The 25,195-nt window shown below is 50.5% G+C and carries 22 protein-coding genes; 12 read left to right on the top strand and 10 right to left on the bottom strand.

Annotated features, from left to right (window positions below; all coding sequences use genetic code 11):
* Positions 1-212 precede the first annotated feature (212 nt).
* The 3 genes from JZY04_RS02795 to JZY04_RS02785 form a co-directional block, all read right to left on the bottom strand.
* Entirely contained in the window at positions 213-1,013 is an 801-nt protein-coding gene (locus JZY04_RS02795) for a DUF4469 domain-containing protein (RefSeq protein WP_122143128.1), read from the bottom strand.
* 548 nt (positions 1,014-1,561) lie between these two features.
* Positions 1,562-2,503 carry a tyrosine-type recombinase/integrase gene (locus tag JZY04_RS02790; RefSeq protein ID WP_044300760.1) on the bottom strand — a complete coding sequence of 314 codons (942 nt, stop codon included), beginning with the start codon at positions 2,501-2,503 and terminating at the stop codon, positions 1,562-1,564.
* Between the two features lie 359 nt (positions 2,504-2,862).
* Positions 2,863-4,143, bottom strand: coding sequence for an O-acetylhomoserine aminocarboxypropyltransferase/cysteine synthase family protein (locus JZY04_RS02785; protein ID WP_122143130.1), 1,281 nt, complete (start codon positions 4,141-4,143; stop codon positions 2,863-2,865).
* 170 nt (positions 4,144-4,313) lie between these two features.
* Here JZY04_RS02785 and JZY04_RS02780 point away from each other — a divergent pair, with 170 nt between their 5' ends.
* Both JZY04_RS02780 and JZY04_RS02775 read left to right on the top strand, forming a co-directional pair.
* Positions 4,314-5,342, top strand: coding sequence for an N-acetylmuramoyl-L-alanine amidase (locus JZY04_RS02780; RefSeq protein ID WP_122143140.1), 1,029 nt, complete (start codon positions 4,314-4,316; stop codon positions 5,340-5,342).
* A 128-nt stretch (positions 5,343-5,470) separates the two neighbouring features.
* On the top strand, positions 5,471-6,427 hold the full coding sequence (locus JZY04_RS02775) for a homocysteine S-methyltransferase family protein (protein ID WP_032539507.1): 957 nt from the start codon (positions 5,471-5,473) through the stop codon (positions 6,425-6,427).
* Between the two features lie 29 nt (positions 6,428-6,456).
* Here the strand turns inward: JZY04_RS02775 and JZY04_RS02770 are convergent, their stop codons facing one another.
* Entirely contained in the window at positions 6,457-7,452 is a 996-nt protein-coding gene (locus tag JZY04_RS02770; RefSeq protein WP_122143131.1) for an HPP family protein, read from the bottom strand.
* Positions 7,453-7,610: 158 nt separating this feature from the next.
* On the opposite strand from JZY04_RS02770, the gene JZY04_RS02765 reads away from it, so the two are divergent.
* The 6 genes from JZY04_RS02765 to JZY04_RS02740 all read left to right on the top strand — a co-directional run bounded on the left by JZY04_RS02765 (position 7,611) and on the right by JZY04_RS02740 (position 11,162).
* Positions 7,611-7,868 carry a hypothetical protein gene (locus JZY04_RS02765; protein ID WP_032536728.1) on the top strand — a complete coding sequence of 86 codons (258 nt, stop codon included), beginning with the start codon at positions 7,611-7,613 and terminating at the stop codon, positions 7,866-7,868.
* A 237-nt stretch (positions 7,869-8,105) separates the two neighbouring features.
* The gene (locus JZY04_RS02760; RefSeq protein WP_032536727.1) at positions 8,106-8,381 is read left to right on the top strand and encodes a hypothetical protein; all 276 of its coding nucleotides are present in this window, start codon (positions 8,106-8,108) and stop codon (positions 8,379-8,381) included.
* Between the two features lie 293 nt (positions 8,382-8,674).
* A complete protein-coding gene (locus tag JZY04_RS02755; RefSeq protein ID WP_250711767.1) occupies positions 8,675-9,079 on the top strand; it encodes a GNAT family N-acetyltransferase in 405 nt (134 codons plus the stop codon).
* Complete coding sequence (locus JZY04_RS02750; protein ID WP_122143133.1) at positions 9,076-9,708, top strand: CatB-related O-acetyltransferase; 633 nt, start codon at positions 9,076-9,078, stop codon at positions 9,706-9,708. Before JZY04_RS02755 ends, JZY04_RS02750 begins: the two co-directional genes overlap by 4 nt.
* 151 nt (positions 9,709-9,859) lie before the next feature.
* Positions 9,860-10,609: a subclass B1 metallo-beta-lactamase CfiA2 gene (locus JZY04_RS02745; protein WP_015083750.1), complete on the top strand. Its 750-nt coding sequence runs from the start codon at positions 9,860-9,862 to the stop codon at positions 10,607-10,609.
* A gap of 226 nt (positions 10,610-10,835) precedes the next feature.
* Complete coding sequence (locus tag JZY04_RS02740) at positions 10,836-11,162, top strand: multidrug efflux SMR transporter (RefSeq protein ID WP_122142559.1); 327 nt, start codon at positions 10,836-10,838, stop codon at positions 11,160-11,162.
* Between the two features lie 9 nt (positions 11,163-11,171).
* Here the strand turns inward: JZY04_RS02740 and JZY04_RS02735 are convergent, their stop codons facing one another.
* Positions 11,172-11,858, bottom strand: a complete 687-nt coding sequence (locus JZY04_RS02735; RefSeq protein ID WP_122142558.1) for an HAD family hydrolase — start codon at positions 11,856-11,858, stop codon at positions 11,172-11,174.
* Positions 11,859-11,986: 128 nt separating this feature from the next.
* Here JZY04_RS02735 and JZY04_RS02730 point away from each other — a divergent pair, with 128 nt between their 5' ends.
* The 3 genes from JZY04_RS02730 to JZY04_RS02720 all read left to right on the top strand — a co-directional run bounded on the left by JZY04_RS02730 (position 11,987) and on the right by JZY04_RS02720 (position 14,953).
* On the top strand, positions 11,987-12,886 hold the full coding sequence (locus tag JZY04_RS02730) for a hypothetical protein (protein WP_220575424.1): 900 nt from the start codon (positions 11,987-11,989) through the stop codon (positions 12,884-12,886).
* 195 nt (positions 12,887-13,081) lie between these two features.
* Entirely contained in the window at positions 13,082-13,957 is an 876-nt protein-coding gene (locus JZY04_RS02725; protein WP_122142556.1) for a fimbrillin family protein, read from the top strand.
* 165 nt (positions 13,958-14,122) lie between these two features.
* Positions 14,123-14,953 carry a fimbrillin family protein gene (locus JZY04_RS02720; RefSeq protein WP_122142555.1) on the top strand — a complete coding sequence of 277 codons (831 nt, stop codon included), beginning with the start codon at positions 14,123-14,125 and terminating at the stop codon, positions 14,951-14,953.
* A 340-nt stretch (positions 14,954-15,293) separates the two neighbouring features.
* Here the strand turns inward: JZY04_RS02720 and JZY04_RS02715 are convergent, their stop codons facing one another.
* The 5 genes from JZY04_RS02715 to JZY04_RS02695 all read right to left on the bottom strand — a co-directional run bounded on the left by JZY04_RS02715 (position 15,294) and on the right by JZY04_RS02695 (position 24,053).
* Positions 15,294-16,076: a sensor histidine kinase gene (locus JZY04_RS02715; protein ID WP_122142554.1), complete on the bottom strand. Its 783-nt coding sequence runs from the start codon at positions 16,074-16,076 to the stop codon at positions 15,294-15,296.
* 323 nt (positions 16,077-16,399) lie between these two features.
* A complete protein-coding gene (locus JZY04_RS02710) occupies positions 16,400-18,046 on the bottom strand; it encodes an efflux RND transporter periplasmic adaptor subunit (protein WP_122142553.1) in 1,647 nt (548 codons plus the stop codon).
* Between the two features lie 36 nt (positions 18,047-18,082).
* A complete protein-coding gene (locus tag JZY04_RS02705; protein WP_122142552.1) occupies positions 18,083-19,597 on the bottom strand; it encodes a TolC family protein in 1,515 nt (504 codons plus the stop codon).
* A 141-nt stretch (positions 19,598-19,738) separates the two neighbouring features.
* Positions 19,739-23,473: an efflux RND transporter permease subunit gene (locus JZY04_RS02700; protein ID WP_220575423.1), complete on the bottom strand. Its 3,735-nt coding sequence runs from the start codon at positions 23,471-23,473 to the stop codon at positions 19,739-19,741.
* 196 nt (positions 23,474-23,669) lie between these two features.
* Positions 23,670-24,053, bottom strand: coding sequence for a hypothetical protein (locus tag JZY04_RS02695; RefSeq protein WP_250707154.1), 384 nt, complete (start codon positions 24,051-24,053; stop codon positions 23,670-23,672).
* A 137-nt stretch (positions 24,054-24,190) separates the two neighbouring features.
* On the opposite strand from JZY04_RS02695, the gene JZY04_RS02690 reads away from it, so the two are divergent.
* On the top strand, positions 24,191-25,168 hold the full coding sequence (locus JZY04_RS02690; RefSeq protein ID WP_181996379.1) for a lytic transglycosylase domain-containing protein: 978 nt from the start codon (positions 24,191-24,193) through the stop codon (positions 25,166-25,168).
* Positions 25,169-25,195: the final 27 nt, after the last annotated feature.

Genomic DNA, 25,195 nt, shown 5'->3' with positions numbered 1-25,195 from the left:
GACGAACCTGCTTCGTAGCCTCGGACGAACCTGCTTCGTAGCCTCGGACGAACTTACTTCGTAGCCTCGGACGAACCTGCTTCGTGTAAACAGCCCGGCGAACCTGCTTCGTATAAATAACCGGCGCGCCCCCGATATCTGCCTAAAGGGGGGTATAGGTGGATGTACTGTTTGGGGGCGTACCGGATTATCGCTTGAGAGCCGGGCGTTCATTATGCTGTAGGATCCTCTACATACCCTTCGTCTCCCACCGTAATGGGGCGTGCCAACTCAAAAGTACGTGGAGTTTTCGTCAGAACCTTGCCTTTGCTATATTGGGTGGTGACTTTCACCTTCCAGTCGCCGTCCGTAATCCCGGCGGGAAGGACGAATTGCAATCTCTTTGCCGTGTTCGGGCTGATGTCTGCCATGCTGATGGTAAACGATTTCGACGGGGTGGAGACGGAAGTCAGCGTGATGCCCACCGACGGGTCTGTGCCCACCACCTTCAATCCCTCTCCGGTGATGACCACCATCTTTCCGGCTTCCATCGGGGCGCGGGTGGTGGCGGCAGCGTCCGTATAGCCGGTGCTCGTCATGCCGGCGATGTACGGCCCGGTCACGGCCGGCTGCGTAAAGAGAGTGATATGCGCTTGCCCCATCGCCTCCTTCATGGCCGGGCCTTGGCTAAAACTGGCGTAGATTTTTACCTTCTCCCGGTCTACGGAAAGGGAAAGCTCCTCTTCCATCACCACGCCGCTCGCCATCGGGCGCACGTAGCAGAGAGGGGTGGAGACACAATAGCCGCTTGCCACCGCTTGCGCTATGGCCTCAAAGCCCATCTCGAAAAGGCTTTTCACCTCCGAGGCCTCGAATTTCCCCGAACGGGTGGCCACATCCGCCGCTATGTCTTCCAGCGTCAGGCTCTGGCTCTGGGTCTTTACTTTTACGATATAATCCGTATCGATATCCGGTGTCAATTCGTTTGGATAGGCCATCAGGGCCAAGTCCATCTTGTAGTTTCTTGTCTTCATAAGTCTCAAGTCGTTTTTAAAAGGTTCATTATACTGATGGGATGCTGCGTCTGTGAGAGTTCAACCGGAGGGGTAAGGAACCGATGGAATGCAAGGGGGCGATGCCGGCAAGCGGTTTTACTGATAGACTGTTTGAGTTGGTTCATGATTCTAAATCTTTGACCGTTCCGGGAAATTACTTTCTAAGTAACGGCAGACGGGGAGGCCATCGTGCGGGAAAAAGCGTTTTCCGGCGGCACGAATGAAGCAGAAATGAAGAGGGATGTATCAAAAATACCGTGCATCCGGAACCGGTGCCGGTTCATTTCCACAATAAGGTGGCTATCCGTTTTTAAGTTCTGAAAAATGGAGGGAAACGTCTGTGTGCTTTTCAGCGCAAGTGTTGTATCAATATGTGTTCTAACGTTCCTGGTGTTACCTTTTCCGATAAATTTTAATGGTTCGTAGCAAAAAATGTCGATAATATTTGTGCATATGCGATAATCTTAGCACTTTTGCAGACAACGTCTGCCGTTACTTAGAAAGTAATTTTTGTCCAATCCGTTGCTTTACAAAGCACTGCGTGTCTCTCTTCCTTTCTCTTTCCACCGGACAACAGAAGAAATTAATTTATTATTCTCCCTGTCGATGCGCTTGTTTCCGAAAGGTTTCAGATACGTCTCCGTCACCCGGACGGAAGAGTGCCCCATCGCCTCACTGATGATCCCCACCGGCGTGCCCTGATAGTAAGCTAACGTCGCCCACGTATGCCGGGCGGTGTACGAACTGACCTTCGTCCCCGGCAGCAACTCCGCCGCCAGCCTCGCCAATCCCTTGTTGAACTCCCTCAGCGCCAGCAGATAGCTCCGGTAGAGCTCCCTGCCCTCCTCCTTCGCTCCCGGCAGTATCGGGAACAGGTAGACCGACTCGTCCCCCGTCCCCCGGAACCTCTTCATCAGCGGCACGGCCTCCTTCGGTATCCTCACCGTTATCTGCCGCCCCGTCTTGTGCCGTTGGTAGACGATCACGCCCCCTCGCACATCCTTTTTCCGCAAGTGCGCCAGGTCGATGAACGGCATCCCCCGGAAGAGGAACATCAGCAAGAAATAAGCCAGCACGCGGCGCTGCTCCTCCGGCAACGTCGCAAAGTCGGCATTCATCAGCGCATGTGCCTGCCGCCCCGTCAGTGCCCGCTTCGTCCTCGACTCCACCTTCGTATGTACGTCGGCAAACAGCTTCGGGTCGTGCCCCGCGCTTCCCGGCGGCGAAATCCGGTTGTACACCGCCCTCAGCGTCCGCATATACGTCGACACCGTGTTCCAGCTCCGCTCGTTCACCCTCACCAGCCACTCCTCGTAGCCCTTCAGCCGCCCCGCACTGAACACTTCTTCCATCGGCATCGGCGTCCCCTCCCCGCCCGCAAAGCGGGTATACGAGTTCAGCGTGCACTGGTACGTGTGCACCGCCGCATACTTCTTCTTCTCCTCCAATCCCTCGATCACCGCTTGCATGTAAGCCGGCAGGTCGGTTGCTCCCGCTGCCGGGAGCGTGCAAACCTCCGGGGCAATGTTCCTCGCTCCCGTTCGCGCGCCAAACGCTTCCGCCTGACCAACCTCCGGCGACAAGCCCTTCTCTGGGGAAACAACCTTCCCCTCTTCTCCATTCTTCTTCATTGCATTCATAAATCAATTATGTTTTTTAGTCACCACGCCATGTGGTCTCAGAACAACGGCACTGAGATAAGAATGTTTGTAAAGACCCGATAAAGAAAGTGAGGAAGCAGTAAAAAGGAAAGAGAAGAAGAAACAAAAACATCCTGCTTCATCGGACAGGGATAAAACAGGATGTAAAAAAAGACAAGGAAAAGGGGTTATGCGTTCAGTGCCTGTTCGATGTCCGCTATAATGTCATCCGCATTTTCGATTCCTACGGACAGACGGATCAGGTCCGGACGGACACCGGCTTCGATCAACTGCTCGTCTGTCAGCTGCCGGTGCGTATGGCTGGCGGGATGGAGCACACAGGTACGCGCATCGGCCACGTGGGTGACGATGGCGGCCAGTTTCAACGAGTCCATGAACTTGATGGACAACTCGCGTCCGCCTTTCAACCCGAAAGAGATTACACCGCAAGAACCATTCGGCATGTACTTCTGCGCCAGTTCGTAGTATTTATTACCCGGAAGACCGCAATAGTTCACCCAAGCCACCTTATCGTTCTGTGCAAGGTATTCGGCCACCTTCTGTGCATTGCCGCAGTGCTGGGGCATACGCAGGTGCAATGTCTCCAGACCCAAATTCAGCAAGAAGGCATTCTGCGGACTCTGGATACTGCCCAGGTCACGCATCAGTTGAGCAGTTGCCTTAGTCATGTAGGCACCCTTGCCGAAAGCCTTTGTATAAGTCAGTCCGTGATACGATTCATCCGGTGTGCAAAGTCCCGGGAACTTATCGGCATGGGCTTCCCAATCAAAGTTTCCGCTGTCCACGATACAGCCGCCTACGCTGGTGGCGTGTCCGTCCATATACTTGGTGGTAGAGTGCACCACGATATCCGCTCCCCATTCGAACGGACGGCAGTTGATCGGTGTCGGGAAGGTATTATCAACGATCAGGGGCACTCCGTGGCTATGGGCAATGCGGGCAAACTTCTCAATGTCGAGCACTTCGAGCGATGGATTGGAAATTGTCTCACCAAACAGCGCTTTCGTGTTCGGGCGGAAAGCAGCCGAAATCTCTTCTTCACCGGCATCGGGGCTGACGAATGTGACGTCGATGCCCAGTTTTTTCATTGTCACCCCAAAGAGGTTGAACGTTCCGCCATAGATGGCCGACGAACAGACGAAGTGATCGCCTGCCTGGCAGATATTGAATATGGCATAGAAATTGGCAGCCTGGCCACTGGAAGTCAGCATGGCTCCCACACCTCCTTCAAGGGCGGCAATCTTGGCAGCTACGGCATCGTTCGTCGGATTTTGCAGGCGGGTATAGAAGTAACCGCTCTCTTCAAGATCGAACAAACGGGCCATCTGCTCACTGGTTTCGTATTTAAAAGTAGTACTTTGATAGATGGGCAGCACGCGCGGCTCGCCCTTTTTCGGAGTCCATCCTGCTTGTACACACAGGGTTTCGGGCTTGAATTGTTTTGCCATAATGTTATTGAGTTTACGATTATATTGCCTTAAAAAAGTTATATCGACGCAAAAGTAGAGAAAATTATTGGTTTAAAAGGCTATCTTTGCGGGCGAAAAAGCAAAAATTCACCATAGAAGTCAAACAATTAGGTACAGCAGCCAAGCCTGCATCTTTTATACGTAGCAATATGAAAAGGAAACTCTGTCTTCTCCTGTTCTTCTGTTCCTTATTTACTGCCCCTGCTTTATGGGCACAGCAGAAAGCCACTCCTAAATCCGGTGAGGGAATCTCTTCCTTCCTCCTGCGCCACAACCGTGCTCCAAAGAAATATTATGATGACTTTATCGAACTCAACAAAACCCGATTAGGCAAAAGCAGAACTCTGAAGATGGGTGTCACTTATCTGATTCCTCCCGTCAAAAAGGCATCGGACACCACCCCTGAGAAAGAATCCGAAACAGGGTCTGCACGCCGGTCCAAACGTACGGAAGTCAACGAACCGCTGTTCGGGAAATGGCTGGCTAATGTCAAGGTAACCTCCGACCGCCTTGCCGGTGCCTGTTTCTATGTGGTCAGCGGACACGGCGGCCCCGACCCCGGTGCCATAGGCCGTGTTGGTAAACACGAACTTCACGAAGACGAATATGCCTATGACATCGCCCTGCGCCTGGCACGCAACCTGATGCAGGAAGGTGCTGAGGTACGCATCATCATTCAGGATGCCAAAGACGGTATCCGCGACGAGGCCTACCTGTCCAACAGCAAACGGGAAACCTGCATGGGCTCTCCCATCCCTCTGAACCAGGTACAACGCCTTCAGCAGCGTTGCGATAAAATCAACACCCTCTACCGGAAGGATCGCAAGAAATTCAAGTACTGCCGGGCCATCTTCATCCATGTAGACAGCCGCAGCAAAGGCACCCAAACCGACGTCTTCTTCTATCACTCCAACCGCAAGGCCGAAAGCAAACGTCTCGCCAGGAATATGAAAGCAACCTTCGAATCCAAATACGGCAAGCACCAACCCAACCGTGGCTTCTCGGGCACCGTAAGCGGACGCAACCTGTATGTTCTGGCACACACCACACCCGCCTCTGTATTCGTTGAGCTGGGCAACATCCAGAATACTCTCGACCAGCGTCGTCTGGTGATCCCTTCCAATCGGCAGGCACTTGCCAAATGGTTGATGGAAGGGTTTATAAAGGACTATAAATAAAGCCGAGTCTCTTGTTTTTCTGAAAGATTACAAAAGGATGTGAACACAGCAGGAACAGATAACCGGAATGAGCTGATTAATCCTATATTTGTCTCCGGATGTAAAGTAAAACTTCTAAAGTCATTCTTATGGATCAGCTATCTTTTGTAGAATCATTCCGGACTTCTCCTTTCATTCTCACCGAAGGCGCTATTGTAGAACGTTTGCGTCACGAATTCCAGATCCCATTGGACAAACATATCGTCCATGCCGCACTGATTTACAACGACTCTTACCGTGAGATACTGGCGGAAATCTATCGCCAGTATCTGCAAATTGCCGCAGACTTCCGCCTGCCGCTGATGCTGATGACTCCTACCCGCAGAGCCAATATGGAACAAATCGCAGAATCGGACTACCGGCATAAGAATGTATTGGCAGATAACGTATCTTTCCTTTCCAGGTTCCGCACCGGAACTTCCATTCCGGTTTACATCGGTGGGTTAGCCGGATGCCGCGGCGACGCGTACGACGGACGTTATTGCCTGTCCGTTGAAGAAGCGATGGAATTTCATTTTCCGGCAGTCCGCATGATGGCGGAGGCAGGAGTAGACTATCTGTTTGCCGGCATCATGCCTCAGCTGACAGAAGCCATCGGAATGGCGAATGCCATGGCGGCAACCGGGTTACCTTATATTATCAGTTTTATGGTATGCCGTGACGGACGCCTGATAGACGGAACCTTTATCCATGACGCCATTGATGCTATCGAAAAGGAGACTTCCACCCGGCCTCTATGTTATATGGCCAACTGTATACACCCCGATATCCTGCATCAGGCATTGCTCCATCCCCGGAATGACACTCCTCTGGTGCGTCAGCGCTTCCAAGGTATCCAGGCCAATGCGGCCAACCTCAGTCCGGAAGAACTGAACGGGTGTGAACATCTGATTTCCTCTCCGCCGGAAGAACTGGCAGACAGGCTGATGACACTTTTGTGGGATTTCCCGTTAAAAATCTGCGGGGGCTGCTGCGGCACTAACCAGCAGCATATGCGTCGTTTTGCCGAAATGCTGGCTTGCCGCCGTGACAAGATGGGGCGATAATTGTCCGTACCGGGCCTGCAATCCCCCCATCATTCCTTCCTTCTACGGTTCAGATACCTCCGCAACAGGGTAGGTGTAAAGCAAAACACTAACTGAGCCTTGCTCCATTTATAACATTGCTGAAAAACAAGCATGCCAATAGTAATGAACAAAGCGGCACCTATGGCAGCCTGCAAAGGTAACCAACGTATTCCTTCCTGTGGGATAATCAACGGTATCAGTGCCAACGCACCGGCAGGAGCAAAATACTTTCCGGTCCATTCGAAGATGGCAAACAAACAACAGATGACAGACAAGGCGACAATCGTTTCAGGCAAATGCAAATAAGAGTGTCCGACGATCTGAAAGGCAGTACCCAGACTGGCTCCGGTCACCAAAAACAGAAACACCTGCATGGGACGGTTTCTGAAGCCCGCTTTAGAATTGACAATCTCGGTAAAGGTGACAATCAACGGAGGAATAATGAAATAAGCATATCCGCAGAAAAGCGAAAAGGCAGCGACCAGAGAAACAAAAAATAGCAAAGCTCCCCAACGACAACTCTCTTTTTTCCACTCACGCTCCGGTACGGCATAATTGGTTTCTTTACGCAAACCAGCTTTTTCCATAAGTCTCTGCCCGCTGACAAGAATCACGGTAAGGAAAAATACGGCTGTCGGATAGATCCATGTCTCAGTATGCAGCAACACAGGCAGCATGCAAGCCGAAATCAATGGGATCAATGTGGTCCGGCTGAACATCAGGCAACAGGCAGCAAAGGTAAAAGCCATACATAAATTGCAGAGCAACGGCAAAGGAGAATAACGCACGATACAAACTCCTGCAACGGCTCCTGCCGTCATCATCCATATCATTTGCCAACGCCTGACTTTCCAAACTCTCTTATCAATCACCCACATACCTATAGTGAGTGCTGCCATCTCCGGAAAAATAATTTCTTTCTCCCCTGCCCATTCCGCCAGACCTACCATCAGAATAACCATGAAGGCAGAGAAGACGTATCTGATCTTTTTCGCTTTGTCCATAATGAAGTCTAATAAAGAACCGCAAAGATAGTGATTTTCAGAGTTAACGGTTGCAGACATAGTAAATTAACCGTAAATCCCGACCTCTATGTAATCATAATCCTCTCTTTTTTGTTACTATCTCTAAGTTTAACATCAAATCCTTATTATTATGTATTATGTCCGATTTCATCCGAAAGCCGTCCGATAAGCTGACGAGCAATGAACGTAAAGAGTTAGATACCTCTGAGTTCGGTATTCCTGAGTTGAGGGAGTTTCCTATCCATGACGCTGCGCATGTACGTGCGGCAGAAGCTTATTTCAGGTATGCACCCGAAGAATATAAAGCGCAATTGGCACGGAATATTCTCGCCAAAGCACACCTGTTCGGGGTGAATGTAAAGAGTCCGACCATTCTGGAGTGGGCGGAGAAATAACAGGAGACAACAGAGATTTGGGTATTAAAGAATGATAAGCAGTAGAAGCAGGAGATTTAAAAAGCAAGAGAGCTTAAATTAAAAAGGTAATAGGGCTAAAAGACAGCCGAACCTTAAAAAGACAGCAAGATTTAAAAAGGCCTAAAAAGCAATAGGTTACGGATAAGTAAAGAGAATCCCGAATTATTTTCTATTTTTGTATTCGTAATGCTACTTCACTAATAAAAACTGCTGTATATGAGCTTCTCGGGATTTGTTTTTGATATGATCAGGCGCAATAAGGAAAACAGGGATCTGCTTACTTTGCGCCGGGAACGGATGAAGGACCTCCAAGGTAAAATGTACCGGAAAGGAACGCTTCAGAATCCGAATATTACTATTGAGGAGCTGGAAAAGATAGAAAAAGCCACCCGGGAAAAAGAGAAAGCGGAAACGCAATACTATCTCCGCTCCACACTGATCTTTCTGGCTGTGTTGGCAGTACTGGCACTCCTACTCTGGTGGATCTTTTAACGTCCCAGCCGCATGGAACAAATGGTCCGGCATCGGTTACAATCCACCGTATCATATCCCGGCTTGGTTTTACCATAAGTATTTTTCCGGCAAGTAACTTTCTTATTTCTTCTTTCATATCCTTTGTGCGGGGAGCAGGGTTTGTTTTATGGATGTATTCTTGTTGTACGGCACAAAAGTAAAGAAGTTCTTTCGAATCACGGATTTATTTGTACTTTTGTTGCACCTTGACTTTACAAAGCACAAATGAAATGGAAATCAAAAAGTTAACGCAATCAGAAAAAAGGATGGCGATGGATCTTGCCTGGGAAGTATTTATCGAATTTGAAGGACCAGACTATCCGCAGGAAGGGACAGATCATTTCCGAAGTTTTATCGACAACACAGAAATGGTGGGAGAATTGGAAGTATACGGTGCTTTCGATGGCAACATACTTGCAGGAATGATCGCTCTCCGCAGTTCCGGCAGTCACATTTCCCTCTTTTTTGTGCGCAAAACGTATCAGCAGCGGGGCATCGGCAAGCGGCTGTTCGAGACTGCGATACGAAGCGGGCACGCAGAAACGATTACCGTCAACTCTTCTCCCTACGCCGTCGGGATTTATCGCAGGCTGGGCTTCACCGCCGTCACCGGAGAGAAAACCGAGAACGGCATCCGGTTTACACCTATGGAATACAAATCAGAACTAAAATCATGAACGCAAAAACTTATCCACGTACCAATGACTCACAGACGATCTATCTGAATACGGTCATCCGGAATCCCAACATCACGGTTGGGGACTATACCATATATAACGATTTTGTCAACGACCCTACCCTGTTCGAAAAGAACAATGTGCTGTATCACTACCCGATCAACGGAGACCGCCTGATAATCGGCAAATTTTGTTCCATCGCCTGTGGAGCTAAGTTCCTTTTCAACAGTGCTAACCACAGTCTGAAATCATTGTCGGGCTACACCTTCCCCATCTTCTTCGAGGAGTGGGATTTGGACAAGAAAGATGTCGTTTCCGCCTGGGACAACAAGGGAGACATCGTCATCGGCAACGATGTCTGGATCGGTTACGAAGCCGTCATCATGGCAGGCGTACACATCGGCGACGGAGTCATCATCGCTTCCCGGGCAGTCGTAACCAAAGACGTGCCTCCTTATACAATTGTAGGCGGCACTCCGGCAAAAGAAATACGTCCGCGTTTCGACCGGGAGACCATCCTCCGGTTGCAAAGCTTACGATGGTGGGACTGGGAAGTTGAGAAGATCCGCCAAGCCCTGCCTGCCATTATGAAAGGAGATATAGAGGGGCTTGCGGCTGTGGCCGGATAATGCTTAGAGATCATGAAAGAAAGAAAAAGAAACAGTATCCAGACGGCACACGAACTTATAAAAAGAAGTATCATTACTAAACTTTCCCAACATCGGAAAAACAACCATAAGATATAAATGTTAGTTTGAATACAGCATATAAAAGAATAAAATGAAAACAGTATTTATCCTTATCTCCATGCTTTTCCCTGTCGCAGTTATGGCACAGAAAAGCGTAAAAATATCCGATGATATCAGTATCACCCAACTCTCGGACAAAGTGTACACTTATGTATCCCTCGCCGAAATCGAAGGATGGGGTATGGTACCTTCCAACGGAATGATTGTTATCAACAACCATCAGGCAGCGTTGCTGGACACACCGATCAATGACGCACAAACGGAAACGCTGGTCAACTGGGTAGCGGACTCTTTGCATGCTAAAGTCACCACGTTTATCCCGAACCACTGGCACGGCGATTGTATTGGCGGACTGGGTTACCTGCAAAAGAAAGGTGTCCAATCATACGCAAACCAGATGACGATAGACCTCGCCAAGGAAAAAGGATTGCCCGTACCGGAACATGGATTCACCGATTCACTGACCGTCAGTCTGGACGGCATGCCTCTCCAATGTTATTATTTAGGAGGCGGACATGCGACCGACAATATCGTGGTTTGGCTGCCGACAGAGAATATCCTTTTTGGCGGATGTATGCTTAAAGACAACCAGGCGACAAGCATCGGCAACATCTCGGACGCGGACGTGACGGCATGGCCGAAAACTCTCGATAAGGTAAAAGCCAAGTTCCCCTCGGCCCGCTACGTCGTGCCCGGACATGGCGACTATGGCGGAACCGAACTGATAGAGCATACCAAGCAGATCGTGAACCAATATATAGAAAGCACCTCAAAGCCATAGCCCGAATTGTAGGCATCTACCCGGTATTCAATGAACGAAGAGGCGAGAACTTTTATCTCGTCCACAGAATGTAACGCCGGCCACAAACGAGACATAAAAATATCAATTGAACAACACAACAGATCCTTGTTTCATCTACGGCGTAGCACGGTTAAGTCTTTTTTTATCAATTGTTAAGCATTTCTTCCCGATTATTAACGATCTTTGCCATCAAAAAATAAACGATATGAATTGGATTATCCTAACGATTGCCGGATGCTTTGAGGTGCTGTTCACTTTCTGCATGGGGAAAGTGAAAGAAACAACCGGAACGGAAATGTGCCTGTGGTTCACCGGATTCCTGATCGCAACTTTTATAAGTATGTTACTATTGGTGAAAGCCACCCAGAATCTGCCCATTGGCACAGCTTATGCCGTGTGGACAGGGATAGGCGCTGTGGGCACGGTGCTCGTAGGTATCCTTGTGTTCAGGGAACCCGCCAGTTTTTGGAGGCTCTTCTTTATAGTGATGCTGATCAGTTCAATAATCGGGCTGAAGATGGTTTCGCATTGAGGGGGAAGTTCATCCCCTCAGTACCTCCGGCAATTCCGCCAACGAACGGATCATCAGATACTCCTTCCCTGCCGGATGAATCTCTTCATGTTTCCACATCGCCTCAGCCGGTACGTGAATGGCCTGCCCACCCAATGACAGTACCGGGAGCACATCCGATTTCAACGAATTACCCACCATCAGGAAGGATTGCGGAGAGACGTCCAGTGAAGAGATCAACCGCTGATAATCCTCCGGCGCTTTGTCGGTCATAATCTCCGTATAGTCAAAGTAATGGGCAATGCCCGAACGCTGTAGCTTCCGTTCCTGATCGAGCAGATCGCCTTTGGTTGCCACGACCAGTTTATAATCGTCTTTCAAGGTTTCGAGCGCTTCCGTCACCCCGCCGAGCAGACGGATGGGCATCTCCAACAGCTCTTTCCCCATCTCCACAATGCGTCCGATCACTTCAGCAGGCACCCGGTTACGGCTGATCGTCACGGCTGCCTCCACCATCGAAAGGGTAAACGGCTTAGCGCCATATTTATAGATATCCATGTTCTCCATCTCTATGTCAAACAGGCGGGAGGAGACCTCTTCCGCCGTTCCATATTCACTCAGCAACCGGCAGAACTCACTCTCCACCTCGTCGTAAAACACCTGGTTGTCCCATAACGTATCGTCCGCATCGAATGCGATCACTTTTATCTCCTGCATGTCTCTCTTTTTTTAATCCCTGCAAAAATACGCTTATAAAACGAATAAACGGCCAAAGGCTTGCATTTCTCCCCACATTTAACGAATATTGCAACCGAACTTATTAATAACCTCTTAACAAGAAAGACATGACTTATACACACTTCGGAAAGCAGGCGGATGTGCTGAAACATCTCCTTTTGTGTGAATTGCTACGCATCGAAAAGCCGCGGGTCTACGTAGAAACTAATGCTGCCTGCGCGCAATACGCCTTAGAAAGAACGCCCGAACAGGAGTACGGCATCTACCATTTTCTGAAGAGAGTCGGAGTCGCAGAAAAAGAATATATACCCGAGCGTGCTGAATATCATCACCCCAAAGGGGTGCTCCGCCGATCTGCTTATTATCAATCTACCTATTATCAACAAGAGAGCGAAGCAATGCAGGCAAATCGCTACATCGGCTCACCCGGACTGACTATGAATATCTTAGGATATACGGCACGCTATATTTTCTTCGATATCGAATCGGAACCCTTGGAGAACATAAGCCAGTATGCCACCACAAAGGGATTGAAAGAATGCATAAACTTACTCAATCGTGATTCCATCGAGGGGACTCTTGAATTGCTTTCTTCCCTTCCCGCATCGTCGTTCCTCCACATCGATCCTTACGAGATAGACAAACCCGGCGGGAATGGCCGTACTTATCTGGATGTGTTCATAGAAGCAGCCAAGGCAGGGATGCGATGTTTCCTTTGGTACGGCTACATGACGTTGAAAGATAAACGGCATCTGGAGGAATTAATCGCCCAAAGCTTACCGGAAGCGGGTATCAGAAATGCGACGGGAGTAGAACTGACCCTGAAGATGATAAAGGAAGACATCGCAAAGAGCAACCCTGGCGTATTGGGGAGCGGCATTTTAGGAGTGAACCTGTCTGAAGAATCGAATGCGGTAATCCTCAAATATGCCGCATGGCTGGAAGAGATCTATAAAGACGCAAAGTACAAGAATCTGGATGGATCGGTGTATCTGACCCAACGATAAACAATGGGATTCATACCCGCATCGCCCCGTACGCTAAGAGCGATGAACCGGATATACACCTTTCCGGCCTGTCTCAAATTATCTTGTGCCAATTTGAAGAACCAACCCCTACCTCTTTTGTTATTACCTCATTATCTTAGATGTTTAATTTCTAAATAATAAATTCAATGTATGAAAACCTAAAACAACAGAAGTATGAAAAAGTTAATGTTTGCTGTAATAGCTTGCGCGATGGCCCTGTCGGGCTGCTCTTCGGAGGATGATTGCACCACTGTAAATCCCCAGCCGGAGGAAAATGCCACGGAGATCAAATTAAATGCCGGTATCCTGGGCGTGGCAACCCGTGCACCGGTATCAACGAATGATAACATTACAGCCTCGTTCGTGGCATCCACCACCGATGGAGACTATACGACGAACGCATGGAACTCTACTGTGACATTCGTAGCCTCGCCCACACCGACATCCGCGCTCTCTTTCAGTCCGGCACGTTATTATCCGGTGAATAGTTCGACCATCTATATCAAAGGTTACTATCCGGCAGGGACACTCGCAGGAAAGAGCGTGACATTCGCAGCCGACGGAACAGAAGATGTGATGATCACCGCCCAGGCTTCCGGAACAAAAGCGACTGCCACCCCCTTGTCGTTCATCTTCAACCACCTGCTGACGCAATTGCAGTTCAAGTTCGTATCCGGCACGGGATATCCCGCATCGGGCGTCAACGTGACCAGCCTCGTAATCAAACAACAGAAGGCACCTGCCACGTTGGACCTGAATACAGCCGCCATGACGTACACCACCAAAGATCTTACGCTTTCGGGAACCTTCCCCATCACAACGGCCGGGGCAACGGTAAGCAATTATCCAATGGTGAAAAGCGGTGAATCCCTGTCAGTTGTCGTTACCACGAGCGACGGAGTGGCCTATCCCGAAACTGCCATCTCCATAACCACCGAGGCCGGAAAGTCGCACCTGATTACGCTGACCTTCACGCCTAAAGAAATCACAGCCGCCATCAGCGTAACAGCTTGGCAGGTAGGAGGACAAGGATCATCCTCGTTACAATAATATACTTTCATAATACGCAGATTGCACAGTATAAGGTTTACGCAGGAGACTGTGGAACATGCCTGAATCGTACAGCCGGAACCTTGCAGGATATAAGAGTTTACGCAAGTGACTGTAAAGCATACTTGTCTGCGCAATCTGTGCCACTCCAAGAAAAAAAGGACGATGAAACAGGCTATCCTCACCCTGATGGGTTGGATGTTGCTCTCGCAAGGGTGCAGCTATGGAGTGGTAGACGACTGTCTGCCACCTGAAGAACCCGTGCCCATACGGATGGCGATCGCGGAAAACAAGCTGCCCACACGGGCACCTGTCACCACGATCGACGCTTCCAACCTGTCGAGTGTCGGCATTTACGCAGTCAGGGAAGGAAGTACTGCCGGGCAATATCCCTGGACATCCACGCCTTTCGCCTTAAACCTGACTCCCAGTGGCATCAGCGGCAACCAGATCTCCTTCAACCCCACGCTTTATTATCCGTTGGGAGGAAAGCGGGTCATCTTCTACGGTTACTATCCCCGCACAACAGCAACGGCAACCACCGGCAACAATTACATCACCGCACCGGACAACGGCATCGCCCCCACCTACCATTTCACACTGACAGGTGCGGAGGATGTGATGTATGCCGTCAGCACTCCCACGGGAAGCACCAGCACTTCGCCCGTCAGCCTCACGTTCAACCATGTGCTGACTCAACTCCGGCTGAACACTTCCCTTCTAGGTTCGCTGTCCAGCATCAAACTGGTAGGGGTATCCAATAAAGGAACGCTTAACATCGGCAGCGGAGGTGTCACTTATGACAGCTCCGTAACAGACATTGCACTGACTATTCCTCTATTGGGGTCAGTGACCGATGCCGTGATGGTTCCCGCCGGCGTGGCAAGTTATAAGGTGGAAGTCGTCCTATTGCTTTCGCTGCTAAAACGGACGTACCTGGTGAAGCCCACTTCCGGCACTTTCCAGCCGGGAGTGATTTATACGATTAGTCTGTAAGAAGCAGAGCAACCCTAAAAGGAAGTTTGCGTTTCATTCTCCAAGACTTTTTATATCCCGACGATTAGAATCCGATTCACCATAGAGTAACACGGAATCTCACAGAGTTTTTATCAGTATAGCCAAGCAAGAGAAAGAAAGCCTCTATGTACTCTGTGGCGAATCAAGCAATACGATTTCACAACAGAAGGCACAAAATTCTAATTTACTACTTATCCGGATATGTAAGAAAGAAAAGTTTCTTTGTGAGACTCTATGTTACTCTGTAGTAAAAAAAGTTCAGAACAATCCTGAAAGGAAGTCAGTCCTTCATTTTCCAAAGCTTTTTGTGTCCTTTTCATTACGAGAAGAGCAACGACAGAAAGTTAGCCTCCTGCTCCCCGTCTTCGAAGTTGTGGATACAACCGTTTTCCGCCAGCAAGTCGCGATACATCAGGCAGAGCCGCATAGGTGAATGATAAGGTTCATACGTACTGACGGGAAGTTGCGATACCGTATGCAACGCATCGGCCATCTTCATAGCCGCCCGTTTACTCTCCTGTATCTGTCGGAAGCACTCTTCCCGTTCTTCCCGGCTTCCGGCATTCACCATCCGCGACGCAAGCTCTTCCATCGCCTGGAGAGGTCCCCGAAGTTCCCGGCTGACATGGGAAAAAAAAGCGGAACGCAACCGATCCGCCTGTTCGGTACGTTCTTTCCCGATATGCAGTCGATTCATCTCCATCACCTGTGCGGTAATATTCTTGACATATCCTTTGAGGTAATAAAACCCGTTGCCGAGCGGTTGGCAGGTCACGACATGATTTTCGAGATAGAAATCCTCTCCATTACCATGCACCTTATAGCGAATACCCTCCTGAGGAGGACGTCCGGCATGGAGGGCAGCCATAAATTGAGTGACTATTTGTGCATCTTCCCCATTCATCAGTTTCAGATAATCCAATGGATCCACATACTGCAATTCGTCGTGCCGGTGTATCGTATCGGCAAATCCAATGTAACGCAATTTCCCCGTTTCGGTACTGTACGTCCACATACCGACCCCTGCCACTTTCAGCATTTCCAGTAATACCTTCTCCCTAAAAAGGGCATCAAGGCTCTCTTTCCGATGTTTTTTCGTCATTCCGTAATGATTATGAATAAGATGGTTCTGAGTTGTTTTATAGTTAAATCTATTATATAGGTCTATTATCCGATCAATTGCATAGTACTACATCTGGAAGATGTTTGCTGGATTACAACAATTGGGAAAAGAAAAAGTTCGGCATATACTAAGTTAAAGGCATCCTATAAAAAGAATGAGTGTGTGTCGAAACTCACCACAGAATGACACAGAGTGAATTTCAAGTCATTAATTATCCATATTGATAATCTGTGAAAATCCGTGCAATCTGTGGTGAAAAGACTTTCGACACAGCCCCATCCGTTCTTTACTTTAAGAGAGTATCACTTATCCCGGTACTTACAGCAACCGGGCAAGGTATCATAAACAGCCTTATCGGCTTTGTATTTATCGGTATCATGACCAACTTTAGCAATAGCTTTGGCTACGGCATCTACAGAGGTTTTAGATGGATCAAACTGTAAGTGAATCATTTGTTTTTCCTGATCCCAGTCTGCGGTCCGGACACCGGGAACACGTTTAGCAGCTGTTTCAATACGCTCCTTGCACATACCGCAGGAACCATGAACAGTGAACATAGTATGCTCATTGTTCTGAGAACCGGCATGACTGTCATGCGTACCAGACATATTATGTCCTCCATGTCCGACCATCGGAGCAGTACCCGAACCGTTCTCATTCATCATGGAGCGTTTGCCCTCAAGCTGCGCACTGGCATCAATAGAGAAAACTCCGTTAGTAACAATCTCTTCACCATCAGAAAGTCCATCGAGAACCACATAAGCTCCACCCAGGGAAGGACCAAGAGTTATCTCACGCATCAGGAAGGTGGGAATATCCGTACTAGGCTGACGTACATAGACCACAGCACGCTTACCAGTCCAAAGAATGGCAGTTTGGGGAACAATAATCTGATCCTTATAACCTTTCAAAGGGGCAGAAACCCGGGCAGTGGCATACATTTCAGGTTTCATCTCCTGAGCGGAATTAGCTACATCCACGCGAACACGGGCAGTACGGGTGGTAGCATTGATGATAGGATCTATAAAGGAGATGCGACCGGAAAACTTCTTACCGGGAAAAGCAGAAAGAGTGAATTCCACGAGGTCCCCCTTGGCAAGGAACGGAAGGTCTGCCTCAAAAGCATCGAAAACAGCCCATACACGGGAGAGATTAGCTATGTCAAAAAGTACACTGCCTTGTGAAACATAGTCCCCCTGATTGATACGCTTGGCTATGACGATACCACTCGTATTAGATTTGATTTCTACCATAGGAGATGCCTGACCGGAATCGCGGATGGCATCGATCTGGGCATCTGTCAGATTCCAAAGACGAAGTTTCTCACGCGCAGCCTGCACAAGGGTAGGTTGCTGCATGTGGATGGCCTCAAGTAATTCCTGCTGGGCAGTGAATAACTCAGGCGAATAGAGAGTTGCAAGGGTTTGTCCCGCACGTACAGTCTCACCGGTAAACTCAATATTAAGTCGCTCGATACGTCCGCCAACATAAGCAGTCTGTGACTGAAGACTACGTTCGTCAGGAATAATCTTACCGTACAAACGAACCTGTTTCACAGGATTACTCCGGCTGACACGGGTGGTCTGGACATCAGCAAGTGCCATAGCTTCTTCGGACATCCGAATGGCATTGGGATCAATAGCGTCATCACTTCCGGAGGCTACATTCTTCTTGAGAGGTATCAGATCCATCCCGCAGATAGGACATTTACCCGGTTTATCCTGACGGATCTGAGGATGCATGGAACAGGTCCAGACACCGGATTCGTCCTGTACAAGGTCATGAGACGCTCCGTGAGTGTCGTGAATAGGAGGTTCAGACAGTATCCCTTCGGTAGTTCCCGATGAAGAGGAAGGACTGAACAAAAGCCACCCCAAGATAAAGCCGGCAAAGGCTATCAATGGATAAAGTACTTGCTTTTTACGAAGAATATCTGATATCTTTTTCATATGGTTATCGTTTTTAGTGGTTCTATATCTATATTATCAGCGGGCTATTAGCTTTTCCATAGCCGCTACCATAGTATTATAAGCCGCTATAGCTTCACTTTTTTTCAGTTTATAATCAAGCATCTGACGTTCCACCTGGATGACATCAGTCAACGACTGACGCCCGGCGGAAAATTCACGTACCATCAGCTGCCACGTGGAAAGTGACAAAGAGTGCTGCTGTTCGTAGAGCAACACTTTACGGGCAGCATCATCAAGTTGCTGACGGACATTTATATATTCGGCCTGCAACTGGTTTTGTATATTGTCACGCTTCAATTCACTTGCCACGCGGTAATTATGGCTCTCCCGTTGTTGTGCATTGTATTTACGTCGGAACAAAGGAAGGCTGATTTTTAACATCGGCATTACCATATCCTTACCATTCATGTCGGGCATCCCCATGGGATCGGCCACCTTGTTGACCAAAGAGTATTGCAGTCCGATACCAATCATAGGATAACTCATACGACGCTCCATTTTTGCTTTGGCACGAAAAGCTTCACCTTCTGCCTCGAGCATAGTAATCATAGGGTTATGTGTAAGAATGCTGTCGATCAGAATATGCTCATCTATGCGGTAGAAACGCTGCGTCAAAGAGTCAGGTACATGGACAGGAGCATCAGACGGCCGGTTGAGCAGGGCATTAAAGCGAGCCTCAGCAGTCAGACGGGCGGACTGAAGAGTGGCAAGGTTATCTTCCAGTTCTGCACGTTCCATCTGGATACGAAGAACATCGGACATGCTACCGGTAGCAGCACTCCCCATCGATCCTCCACCCATACCAGACATACCACCGGAAGAAGTACCGATTGAAGTTCCAGAAGCGATGGCAGACGCCGCATTTCCCATTCCTCCCATACCGGCCATGTCGTTACCGGAAGCTGACGCAAGTGGCATCGAGGAAATCGATTTAGCAGCAACAGAAGAAGAAGATGATGATGAAACAGACAAAGAGGTTGCCTGTGCCGACGAAGCGGAAAAACGATTCAGCGCCAATTGTTCAAGCTGACGGAGAAGATGAATATTAGTCTTCATCGTGCGATATTGCTCATTGAGGTTACAGAGCTGATACCACTGGGCTTTGACCTCATACCAAAGGTTGTTGCGAGTATCACGAAACTGTTCATAGGCCATACGTGCCATCTCGGAAGCCTCGCCACGGGCTGCTTTACGGGTACCGAACCAAGGGAACATTTGCATCAGGGTGAAGTCGGCCACCTGTTTACCCATCAAGGTTTCCATGGGTTTGATAAAAAGGCCGATCTCTAATTCGGGATCGGAAAAGGCACCTGCCTGAGGAATCTTCTCCAATGAAGCTTTATAGAGCATGAAGTCCGCATTTACTTGCGGATTATTGCGGGCAGCCTGTTCCAGATAAACCGGCAAGCTGTCGACCGGTTGCTGTCCTTCGGTAGGTGAAGCGGATTGCCGCGCAGAAACGGGAATAACAGCGGGACAAAGCAAAATATTAATTGCTATGACCAATGGATATTTATATTTTCTGTTCATTACTATATGATATCGTTTACTTATGAAATATTATTATGCAAAAAGGTGAGACTTACCCGGGGGTATATAGCCCCCATATGTGGGGAGTATACGGACTCCATATGCGAGGGGTACTCGGCCCCTATATATTATGGGGGGGTACTACTCACCGTATGCTCCTTTCCGTTTCTTCTCCCGTCTACGCTCCACCGCCTCACGCCACCAGCATTGCAGCACCGGAACAACAAACATCGTCATCGACTGTATCAGCATCCCCCCAAACGTCGGGATAGCCATCGGAACCATGATATCCGCCCCTTTTCCGGTGGATGTCAGCACGGGAAGCAGCGCGATCAGCGTCGTCGCCGTCGTCATCGCCGCAGGGCGGACACGCTTCAATCCGGCCTCGACCACCGCCTCACGGATATCGTGTCGGGTCCTCGGGTCACGCTCCAGAAAGACGTGATGGATGTACGTCCCCATCAGCACCCCGTCGTCCGTAGCCACGCCGAAGAGGGCGATGAAGCCCACCCAGACCGCCACGCTGAGGTTGATGGGGTGCATCTGGAAGAGATCCCGCATGTTCTCACCGGCGATGCTGAAATTCATGAACCACGGTTGCCCGTAGAGCCACAGTAGGATGAACCCGCCCGCGAAGGCGACAAACACGCCGGAGAAATGGATCAGTGAAGCCGTCACCGTGCGGAACTGGAAGTAGAGCACCAGCAACACGATGAGCAGCGCCAGCGGGACGACAATCATCAGCCTGTCCGTAGCACGCTGCTGCTGCTCGTAGTTCCCGGCAAACTTATACGAGACGCCCTTGGGCAGCACCAGTTCGCCGCTCTTCACCTTGGCGTCGAGCATCGCCCCCGCCTCGTGCACCACGTCCACCTCGGCACGGCCGGAAAGCTTGTCGAAGATGACGTAACCCACCAGAAACGTGTTTTCGCTCTGGATCATCTGCGCGCCGCGCGAATATTCGATGTCCGCCAACTCCTTGAGCGGCACTTGCGCCCCGGTAGCGGTGGGGACGAGCAGCATTGAGAGCGCCTCCGGACTGTCACGCAGCTCACGGGCATAGCGCAGCCGGATGGGGAAACGCTCGCGGCCTTCCACCGTGCGGGTGAGCGCCATCCCTCCCACGGCAGCTCCGAGCACCTCTTGCAGGTCGCCTACCGCTACACCGTAGCGTGCCATTGACTCCCGGTTGAGCTTGATCTCGAGGTAAGGAGCGCCCACCGCCCGGTCGTAGAACACGGACGAGGGGATGACGGACGGAGCCGACTTCAATGCCTGTTCGATCAGCTTACCCCCCTGCTCGATGTCCTCCAGCGTGGGGCCGTACACCTTCACCCCCATCGGCGCCCGCATGCCTGTGGAGAGCATCACGAGCCGCGCCTCGATGGGTTGCAGCTTCGGCGCTGAGGTCAGCCCTGGCAGGTGGGTGACGTTGACAATCTGTTGCCAGATGTCGTTGGCGTTCTTGATCTCCGGCCGCCACTGGCGGAAATAGTCGCCCCGGGGATCGGCCACCAGGCTGTCGGCAGGCAAGAGGCGGAAACCGTCGGCAGGATTATACGTGCCCCCGTCCTTCAGCACGAACGCCCCGTCCCCGTCCACCCGGAAACGTGCCCGCCGCCCGTCCTCGTCGAGGATATATTCGGGACGGTAGTTGATCGTATTCTCGAACATCTGCACCGGCGCCGGGTCGAGGGCAGAGTTCACCCGCCCCCACTTGCCGATGGCCGTCTCCACCTCCGGGATGGCGGCCAGGCGCTTGTCGAGTTTCTCCACATAGTCCAGGTTCTGCTCGATGCCCGCATGCGGCATGCTGGTAGGCATCAGCAGGAAAGAGCCTTCGTTCAGGCTCGGCATGAACTCCTGCCCGACGCCCCGCCAGATGAAGAACCCGCAGACAACCGTCGCCACGGGGATCATCATAAACTTCCAACGGTTGGCCAGGCACCAGCGCAGGATGCGCTCGTAGAAGATGACCAGCGCCCAGAGCATCGCCAGGATGATGGCCACGCAACCGGCCACGAAGAGCACGTTCACCGTTAGCCCCCGCGCCGGGCCCATCGGCAACCACTCTTCGGAGAGGTAGAAGAGCGCCACGAGCAGGGCGATGGCGATGTTGACGTAGTTGGCTATCTTCGAATTCTTCCAGCGCCCCGCCAGCAGATTGTTCACCCCTACCGCCGTCAGCCCCAGCGCGGGGATGCTGCCGTAGATAGAGCACAGCGCGACGCCCATCCCGATCAGCACGTAATTCATCCCCCGCCGGATCATCTTCGAGTCGATCCGCACCGAGAAGAGGAAATAAGCCAGTGTCGGCAACAGGATCAGCCCCAGCACGAAAGCCGAAGCCAGCGCGTACGTCTTGGTGTAAGCCAACGGCGAAAACATCTTCCCCTCCTGCGCCTGCATGGCAAACACGGGCAGAAAACTGACAATCGTCGTAATCATCGCCGTAGCGATTGCCCCCGACACCTCGCTCACCGCCTTGTATATCAGTCCGGCCAGCGCCTTCCCCTTCGTAATCCCCCGGTTCTCCGGCATCTCCATATACCGGATGATACTCTCGACGAACACCACCCCCACATCCACCATCACCCCGATGGCGATGGCGATACCGGACAGCGCCACGATATTCGCCTCGATCCCCGTGTACCGCATCAATATAAATGTAGCCAGCACCGCGATGGGCAGCATACTCGCAATCACCACCGACGCCCGCAGGTTGAGCACCAGCACGATAATCACGATGATACAGATCAGTATCTCGTGCGAAAGGCTCGACTCCAGCGTGCCGATCGTCTCCTTGATCAGTCCCGTCCGGTCGTAGAAGGGGACGACGGTCACCTTCGACACCGTCCCGTCCGCCAGCGTCTTTTGCGGCAGACCGGCATCCATCTCACGAATCTTCTCCTTCACGTTGTCGATCACCTCCAATGGGTTCGACCCGTAGCGGGCAATCACCACGCCGCCCACGGCCTCCACACCTTCCTTGTCCAGTCCGCCGCGCCTCGTGCCCGGCCCGATGTTCACGAAAGCGATATCGGAAATGCGCACCGGCACCCCCTCCCGGACGGTGACGACGGTGTTCTCGATGTCCGCCACATTCTTCACGTAGCCCAGCCCACGGATCAGGTATTCCACCTTGTTCACCTCCATCGTCTCGGCGCCGATGTCGAGGTTGCTCTTCTTCACGGCGTTCATCACGTCCATCACCGACACGTTGAACGAGTACATCGCGTCCGGGTTCAGCTCTATCTGGTACTCCTTGACAAACCCGCCCGCGGATGCTACTTCGGACACGCCCTCGGCGGCGGACAATGAGTACTTCACATAAAAGTCCTGTATCGTCCGCAGTTCCTCGGCGTTCCAGCCTCCGGTGGGTCGTCCCGTTTTCGGGTCGCGCCCCTCCAGCGTGTACCAATAGATTTGCCCCAGCGCCGTAGCGTCCGGGCCCAGCGTAGGCTGCACGTCCTCGGGCAGCGTGCCCGGCGGCAACGAATTCAGTTTCTCCAGAATGCGCGAACGGCTCCAGTAGAACTCGATATCATCCTCAAAGATGATGTAGATAAACGACATCCCGAACATGGACGAGCTACGGATGGTTTTCACTCCCGGTATGCCCAGCAGCGAGGTGGTGAGCGGGTACGTAATCTGGTCTTGGATGTCCTTGGGCGAACGTCCCATCCATTCCGTGGCCACAATCTGCTGGTTATCACCGATGTCGGGGATGGCATCCACCGGGATCGGGTTTCTCGGCACGATGCCCCCATGCCAGTTGAAGGGTGCGGTAGAGACTCCCCAGACCACGACCAGCGCCAGCAGGAGCATGGTTATTACCCTGTTTTCGAGGAAATAACGGATTATTTTGTTGATCATATAGAAAGATATTTATTGTATAATAGTAAACACTTGGAATGCCCAAAAGGATATGGGAATCCCTGACAGAATGTCCCAGAAAATAGGATATTCCCTAATGAAATACATCAAAAGGGTATACCAATTCCTGTCCCACATTGAAAATCAGAGGGGAATAACTTCTTTTCTTCTCTCCGGAAAGGAAGTAAAGTGAATACTAAATCAAATAAGTACAATGATAAACAAACAGAGGAACTCCCGTTTGCTTGGGTGGAGAATCAAAAGCAATAAAACTCTGGCAGGTATCTTCCACCTCCAACGACAGAAATTCTGCATAGAGCACCGGTAACAGTTCTGTCACCACAGGTACCAGGTTCGTCACCACCACATGGCTCACGTCCTGATCTACCGCCAGCTTGATGTAATGTGCCTCATCCTTACAACAATCCGAAGTCTTCTTCTGTCCACACATGGTGCAAGCAGATACACTCCCCCATTCCACATCTGCCATACGGCCCATGCAGTAATGAACGTTGACTGTAATGCCTGATGACACCACAGCATATAATAACGTAAGGATGATTAATATGAACTTCTTCATGCGCGTTTTTGAGGTTGCGAAAATAAGTATCGGGATCGACACTTCCGAGCCCCGTTACATATAATTAACGTATGAATATCCTTTTTGGTTTAATCCTTTTGGTTATCTTTACCCCACCAACTAATAAAAAAACTGTCATGAAACATATATCTATCAACTATATCTTCACTACTGCCCTCGCCTTGGGCGCCGGTATCAGTATTCCTGTCCTCGTGGGGAGCACTTGCCTCAGCGAGCAACATTCTGTACAATCGGAAGTACCATACTGTGTCACTCCGCCTACCGTCCCCGAACAAGCAATCTTCGATGGCGACACCATCGACCTCCGTCGTTACGACCGACGTGAACGTATGGACCGTGAAATGATGTCATTCACTTATATGCACTCCACCACCATGCTGATGTTGAAACGCGCCAACCGCTACTTCCCCATCATCGAACCACTATTGAAAGCCAACGGTATCCCCGACGACTTCAAATATCTGATGGTGATAGAAAGCAGTCTCAACCCTATCGCACGCTCCCCGGCAGGTGCTGCCGGCCTGTGGCAATTTATGCCCGCCACCGCCCGCGAATTCGGTCTCGAAGTCAACGATAACGTAGACGAACGCTACCACATCGAGAAAGCCACTGCAGCCGCCTGTCGCTATTTTAAGCAGGCTTATGCCAAATATGGTGACTGGATGGCCGTTTCCGCTGCCTATAATGCCGGACAGGGACGCATTTCTTCACAACTGGACAAGCAGCTGGCTGATCATGCCATGGACCTCTGGCTGGTAGAAGAGACTTCCCGCTATATGTTCCGCCTGCTGGCCGTGAAAGAGGTATTCGGCAACCCGCAACGCTTCGGCTTCTTGTTGAAACGGGAGCATCTCTATCCCGTCATTCCTTACAAAGAAGTGACGATAAATACCGAAATCAGTGACCTGAGCGACTTTGCACAGCAACAAGGCATCACCTATGCCCAATTACGTGATGCTAATCCCTGGTTACGCGGCTCTTCACTGAAAAACAAAACCGGAAAGAAATACGTTATCCATATACCCACACAAGAAGGTATGAATTATGACCCGAAAAAGACCGTTCCATACGAACGGAAATGGGTAATTGATTAATAATTGACTCTGGCAGTTACATTAACA

It is taken from the genome of Bacteroides sp. 11BF (assembly GCF_019633765.1).
In the GTDB taxonomy this organism is placed as follows: Bacteria; Bacteroidota; Bacteroidia; order Bacteroidales; family Bacteroidaceae; genus Bacteroides; species Bacteroides hominis.
The sequence above is the reverse complement of the archived record's forward strand: the minus strand, read 5'-3'. Positions and strand labels throughout refer to the sequence as shown.

Bases quoted from the DNA above. Each gene is read 5' to 3' on its own strand.
- JZY04_RS02795 (WP_122143128.1), bottom strand. From the start codon at position 1,013: ATGAAGACAAGAAACTACAAGATGGACTTGGCCCTGATGGCCTATCCA.
- JZY04_RS02790 (WP_044300760.1), bottom strand. From the start codon at position 2,503: ATGCAAGCGGTGATCGAGGGATTGGAGGAGAAGAAGAAGTATGCGGCG.
- JZY04_RS02785 (WP_122143130.1), bottom strand. From the start codon at position 4,143: ATGGCAAAACAATTCAAGCCCGAAACCCTGTGTGTACAAGCAGGATGG.
- JZY04_RS02780 (WP_122143140.1), top strand. From the start codon at position 4,314: ATGAAAAGGAAACTCTGTCTTCTCCTGTTCTTCTGTTCCTTATTTACT.
- JZY04_RS02775 (WP_032539507.1), top strand. From the start codon at position 5,471: ATGGATCAGCTATCTTTTGTAGAATCATTCCGGACTTCTCCTTTCATT.
- JZY04_RS02770 (WP_122143131.1), bottom strand. From the start codon at position 7,452: ATGGACAAAGCGAAAAAGATCAGATACGTCTTCTCTGCCTTCATGGTT.
- JZY04_RS02765 (WP_032536728.1), top strand. From the start codon at position 7,611: ATGTCCGATTTCATCCGAAAGCCGTCCGATAAGCTGACGAGCAATGAA.
- JZY04_RS02760 (WP_032536727.1), top strand. From the start codon at position 8,106: ATGAGCTTCTCGGGATTTGTTTTTGATATGATCAGGCGCAATAAGGAA.
- JZY04_RS02755 (WP_250711767.1), top strand. From the start codon at position 8,675: ATGGATCTTGCCTGGGAAGTATTTATCGAATTTGAAGGACCAGACTAT.
- JZY04_RS02750 (WP_122143133.1), top strand. From the start codon at position 9,076: ATGAACGCAAAAACTTATCCACGTACCAATGACTCACAGACGATCTAT.
- JZY04_RS02745 (WP_015083750.1), top strand. From the start codon at position 9,860: ATGAAAACAGTATTTATCCTTATCTCCATGCTTTTCCCTGTCGCAGTT.
- JZY04_RS02740 (WP_122142559.1), top strand. From the start codon at position 10,836: ATGAATTGGATTATCCTAACGATTGCCGGATGCTTTGAGGTGCTGTTC.
- JZY04_RS02735 (WP_122142558.1), bottom strand. From the start codon at position 11,858: ATGCAGGAGATAAAAGTGATCGCATTCGATGCGGACGATACGTTATGG.
- JZY04_RS02730 (WP_220575424.1), top strand. From the start codon at position 11,987: ATGACTTATACACACTTCGGAAAGCAGGCGGATGTGCTGAAACATCTC.
- JZY04_RS02725 (WP_122142556.1), top strand. From the start codon at position 13,082: ATGAAAAAGTTAATGTTTGCTGTAATAGCTTGCGCGATGGCCCTGTCG.
- JZY04_RS02720 (WP_122142555.1), top strand. From the start codon at position 14,123: ATGAAACAGGCTATCCTCACCCTGATGGGTTGGATGTTGCTCTCGCAA.
- JZY04_RS02715 (WP_122142554.1), bottom strand. From the start codon at position 16,076: ATGACGAAAAAACATCGGAAAGAGAGCCTTGATGCCCTTTTTAGGGAG.
- JZY04_RS02710 (WP_122142553.1), bottom strand. From the start codon at position 18,046: ATGAAAAAGATATCAGATATTCTTCGTAAAAAGCAAGTACTTTATCCA.
- JZY04_RS02705 (WP_122142552.1), bottom strand. From the start codon at position 19,597: ATGAACAGAAAATATAAATATCCATTGGTCATAGCAATTAATATTTTG.
- JZY04_RS02700 (WP_220575423.1), bottom strand. From the start codon at position 23,473: ATGATCAACAAAATAATCCGTTATTTCCTCGAAAACAGGGTAATAACC.
- JZY04_RS02695 (WP_250707154.1), bottom strand. From the start codon at position 24,053: ATGAAGAAGTTCATATTAATCATCCTTACGTTATTATATGCTGTGGTG.
- JZY04_RS02690 (WP_181996379.1), top strand. From the start codon at position 24,191: ATGAAACATATATCTATCAACTATATCTTCACTACTGCCCTCGCCTTG.